Origin of the sequence: Actinomadura geliboluensis (assembly GCF_005889745.1) — a bacterium.
In the GTDB taxonomy this organism is placed as follows: Bacteria; Actinomycetota; Actinomycetes; order Streptosporangiales; family Streptosporangiaceae; genus Spirillospora; species Spirillospora geliboluensis.
The window spans coordinates 1-4,738 of sequence record NZ_VCKZ01000570.1 but is presented as its reverse complement, the minus strand read 5'-3'; the positions used below and the strand labels follow the sequence as shown (position 1 = coordinate 4,738).

Below are 4,738 nucleotides of genomic sequence, written 5' to 3'. Positions count from 1 at the left end.
GGGGGCGGGTTGAGCCATGCTACCTATCTTTGCCTCAGGGCCCCCTTAAAGAGATCACCGCAATGAATGGTCTTCATCTCAGCCTTGAGTAGTACGACCCTGATGCGGTATCCGGACTTTCGGGGGAGGGCCCTCGGGGACGCCGGGCGGATGCCCTGCGTGCTCCCCCATGCGCGTGGAGCCTATGGAGTTGATCAGGAGTCAGCATAAGAGGCCCTGGGTAGGTCACGAGCGCCCCCCGCGACACGAACAGGGGGATGAATGGCCAAGTACCGGGGCATTCCCGGCATTGCACTGGTGACCGCCGCCGGAGTGGCCGCATCCGGACTGGTGTCCCTCCACGGAATGACCGGGCACGGGCGCCCGGTGGCCGCCGCGCCCCGCGCCGCCATCGGCACGTCGGTCGGCACGGCTCCGATCCCGCCTGCGGGGACGCTCTCGTCCCCGCCCTCCGCGCCGCCCCTGACATGGGCGCGCTGCACCGGGCTGCCCGCCCCGCCGCCCGGCGGGGCGCCCCGGCCCGCCGGGATCCGCTGCGCGACGCTCCGGGTGCCGCTCGACTACGCGCGACCGTCCGGCGCGACCATCGGCCTCGCCCTGGTCAAGGTGCCGGCGACCGACCGGCGGCGCCGCATCGGCTCGCTGCTGTTCAACTTCGGCGGCCCCGGCGGCGCCGGCGTCGACACCCTCGTCCAGGCCGCGGGGGAGTACGCCGCGCTCCGCGCCCGGTACGACCTGGTCGGCTTCGACCCGCGCGGCGTCGGGCGCAGCGCCCCCGTCCGGTGCGCGGACGACCGGCGCCTGGACCGGCTCGCCGCCCTGGACGACACCCCCGACACGGCCGCCGAGGAGACCGCGTACATCGACGCCCGCGCCGCCTTCGTCAAGGGATGCGCGACCCGCTCCGGCGCCTTGCTGCCCCACGTCGGCACCAAGGACGCCGCCCGCGACATGGAGGCGATCCGCGTCGCGCTCGGCGACCCGAAACTGCACTACTTCGGCGTCTCCTACGGCACCTGGCTCGGCGCCGCCTACGCCCACCAGTTCCCCGGCGGCGTCGGGCGGGCCGTCCTGGACGGCGCCGTCGACACCGGGATCGGCGCCGCCGACCTGGCCCTCCAGCAGGCCGGCGCGTTCCAGCGCGCCCTCGGCGGCTTCGCCGCCGCCTGCGCCCGCCTCGGCCGCACGTCGTGCCCGCTCGGCGCCGACGGCCCGGCGGTCGCCGCGTCCGTCGGGCGGATCCTCGCCGGGCTCGACCGGAGACCGCTCGCGACGTCGTCCGGCCGCAAGCTCACCCAGAGCCTCGGCGCGACCGGCGTCGCCGCCGCGCTGTACTCCCGGGACGCCTGGCCCTACCTCGCCCAGGGCCTCGTGGACGCGGTGAAGCGCCGCGACGGCTCGCTGCTGCTGATGCTCGCCGACGTCCAGAACGGCCGGTCCGGCGACGGCACCTACAGCAACCTGTCCGCCGCCAACACCGCCATCACCTGCGCCGACACGACCGAACGCCACACTCCCGCGGACGTGCGGCGGCTGCTGCCGAAGTTCCGCGACGCCTCGCCGGTCTTCGGCCCCTCGATGGCGTGGGGGCTGCTCCAGTGCACGGGCTGGCCGGTCCCGGGCGACGGGTCGGCGCGGGAGGTGTCGGCCGCGTCCGCCGCGCCGATCCTCGTCGTCGGCAACACCGGCGACCCTGCCACCCCGTACGCGTGGGCGCCCGCGCTCACGCGCGCCCTCGGCGGCCGGGCTGTGCTCCTCACCCTCAAGGGGGAGGGGCACGGCGCCTACGACACCGGCGACCCCTGCGTCCGCGCCGCCGTCCACGCCTACCTCCTGGACGGCCGGACACCGGCCCCCGGCACGACCTGCGGCTAGACGACCTGCTCGACCTTCTTCGGCTCGCGGAGCGCCTCGCCGACCGTGCAGTACCGCTCGTGGACGCGCGCCGCCACGGCCTTCAGCACGTCCTCGGCCTTGGCGTCGCCCTCGGGCAGCTCCACGTCGTAGGTCACCGTGATCGTGCCCAGCGTGCTCGTCGCGACCTTGTCCGCCTGGACGGTCGCGGCGAGCCGCGCCATCCGGTGCCCGCGCTGCGCGGTCAGCGGCTCGACCGTGACCAGCTCGCAGCCGCCGAGCGCCGCCAGCAGCAGCTCGACCGGCGTGAACACGCCCGCGGCGTCGCCGTCGCCGATCGCGACCTCCGCGCCCCGCGCGTTCACCGCCCGGAAGCCGTCCTCGGTGCGCTCCACCCTGACCTCGGCCATGGGATCCCCTTTGATCGTCCGATACCCGCCAGGTGAACACGGCGTCCCGGCGCGTTCTTCCCGACGACGTTTCCCGGAAGACCACGGGGTATCCGGGGTGGAGGCGGCGCCGGGACCGGGCCGCCGCAGGCCACGGCATCATCGATTCGGGGGACCGATGGGGCACATCAAGACACGTGACGGCACGGAGATCTACTACAAGGACTGGGGCCGGGGGCGGCCGGTCCTCTTCATCCACGGCTGGCCGCTGAACGCCGACGCGTGGGACGACCACATGAAGGCGGTCGCCGACGCCGGCTTCCGCGCCATCGCGCACGACCGCCGCGGCCACGGCCGCTCGTCCCAGCCCTGGGACGGCTACGACTTCGACACCTTCGCCGACGACCTCAACGACCTGATCGACGCGCTCGGCGTCTGGGACGTCGTCCTCGTGGCGCACTCGATGGGCGGCGGGGAACTGGCCCGCTACATCGGCCGGCACGGCACGAGCCGCGTGTCCAAGGCCGTGCTGCTGTCGGCGATCCCGCCGCTGATGATGCAGACCGGCACCAATCCCGAGGGGGTGCCCGCCCAGGTCTTCGAGGACATCAAGAAGGGCATCCTGAACGAGCGGTCGCAGTTCTGGATGGACACGTCCGAGAGCTTCTTCTCCGCCAACAGGCCGGGCACGAAGGCCACCCAGGGCAACCGGAACGCGTTCTGGTTCATGGCCATGCAGGAGAGCGTGAAGGCCGGCGTCGACTGCGTCACGGCGTTCGCCGAGACCGACTTCACCGAGGACCTGCGCCGGTTCGACGTCCCGACGCTGATCATCCACGGCGACGACGACCAGATCGTCCCGATCGACGCCACCGCCCGCAAGTCCGTCGAGATCATCCCCGACGCCGACCTGAAGGTGTACGAGGGCGGCTCGCACGGCCTCGCGATGGTGCCGGGCGACAAGGAGCGCTTCACCCGCGACCTCCTCGAGTTCCTGCGCGCCTGACCGCCGCCGGCTCGGGGCCGCGTTCAGGCCCCGAGCCGCTCCCGCTCCTCGGCGACGATCTGCCGGGCGAGGTCCTGCTGGGAGATGTCGAGCGCCTCCGGGGTCTGCTCCGCCAGGTCGCTGCGGCGCGCGTACTCGTCGAACAGCCGGGCCTTGTGCGCCAGGATCTGGAGCATCCGCTCGTCCACGCCGCCGGGCGTCAGCAGCCGGTGCACCTGCACCGTCCGCACCTGCCCCATCCGGTGCGCACGGGCGATCGCCTGCGTCTCGATCGTCGGCTTCACCTGCGGCTCGCAGATGATCACCACGGACGCGGCCTGCAGGTTGAGCCCGACCCCGCCCGCCTCGATCTGGGCCAGCAGGACGGCGTGCCCCGGCTCGGCGGTGAACGCGTCCACGATCTCCTGCCGCCGCGCCGGGGGAGTGTCGCCCCTGATCGGCCCGCGCGCCGCCGCGCCGAGCGCGTCCCGCACCGCGTCCAAGACGTCACGGAAGTAGGAGAACACCACGACCTTCAGCTCGTTCTCGGCGGCCTCCGCCACCAGTTCGGTGAGCCGGTCCAGCTTCGCCGACTTGTCCCGGACGGCGTAGGCGGCGCGGCGCATCGCCATGAAGTTGCCGTCGAGCACCGCGGCCCGGTAGGCGTCCTCGTCCGCCGCGCTGAACTCCTCCCACTCGTCCACGCGCACCACCTCGGGCAGTTCGACGAGCACGTCCCGCTGGTTGCGGCGCAGGTAGACCGGCGCGACCGCCGACCGGAACGCGCGCGCCCCGAGCGCCGCGTCGCTCGACCGGATCTCCCCGGCCAGCTCGGGCCGCAGATGCGCGACCAGGCTGCGGAACTCCTCCACCCGGTTCTCCATCGGGGTGCCGGTGAGGAAGAGGACGCGCTCGGTCCGCGCGCACCAGGCGGCCACGGCCCGCGCCCGCCGGGTCTCGTGGTTCTTGGCGTAGTGGGCCTCGTCCACCACGAACATGCCGAGCCGGACCCCGTCCGGGACGTCGAGGCCGTGGAGCGTCGCGAGCGTCGTCACCGCGATGCCGCCGCCCGCGACCCACGCCTCCAGCGCCGCCGCCCGCCCGCCGCCGTACAGCGGATGCGCGGCGAGCGCGCTGCGCCGCTCGATCTCCCGCACCCAGTTGATCAGGACGCTCGCGGGGCAGGCCACCAGGAAGTGCGTCGCGCCCTCCGCCCGCAGGTGCGCGATCGCGGCGATCGCCTGGACCGTCTTCCCGAGCCCCATCTCGTCGCCGAGGATCACCCGCCGCTGCGCGAGCGCGAACCGCGCCCCGAAGGACTGGTACCCCCGCAGCGAAACCCGCCGGTGGGCGTCGTCGAGCGGCTGCTGGTTGCGCGGCGCGGTGCCCGCCGGTGTCATGGTCGCCACGGGGTGCGGTGGACCCGAACCGCGACCACCGACCCGGCCCGGGCCAAGGCCGGTGAGGGACTGTGCGACAGCGCCCTGCACGCCTGCGGTGTTCGTCGGAC

4 protein-coding genes are annotated in these 4,738 nt (G+C 73.8%); 2 read left to right on the top strand and 2 right to left on the bottom strand.

What is annotated here, in order from left to right:
* Window positions 1-261 precede the first annotated feature (261 nt).
* Window positions 262-1,875 carry an alpha/beta hydrolase gene (locus tag ETD96_RS41525; protein ID WP_138641966.1) on the top strand — a complete coding sequence of 538 codons (1,614 nt, stop codon included), beginning with the start codon at window positions 262-264 and terminating at the stop codon, window positions 1,873-1,875.
* On the opposite strand, the gene ETD96_RS41520 is transcribed toward ETD96_RS41525, so the two are convergent.
* Complete coding sequence (locus ETD96_RS41520) at window positions 1,872-2,264, bottom strand: OsmC family protein (protein WP_138641965.1); 393 nt, start codon at window positions 2,262-2,264, stop codon at window positions 1,872-1,874. The two genes, ETD96_RS41525 and ETD96_RS41520, sit on opposite strands and share 4 nt — an antisense overlap.
* A 157-nt stretch (window positions 2,265-2,421) precedes the next feature.
* Between ETD96_RS41520 and ETD96_RS41515 the strand changes: the two genes are divergently transcribed.
* On the top strand, window positions 2,422-3,249 hold the full coding sequence (locus ETD96_RS41515; protein WP_138641964.1) for an alpha/beta fold hydrolase: 828 nt from the start codon (window positions 2,422-2,424) through the stop codon (window positions 3,247-3,249).
* A gap of 23 nt (window positions 3,250-3,272) precedes the next feature.
* Here the strand turns inward: ETD96_RS41515 and ETD96_RS41510 are convergent, their stop codons facing one another.
* Entirely contained in the window at window positions 3,273-4,628 is a 1,356-nt protein-coding gene (locus tag ETD96_RS41510) for a DEAD/DEAH box helicase (protein WP_240808601.1), read from the bottom strand.
* Window positions 4,629-4,738: the final 110 nt, after the last annotated feature.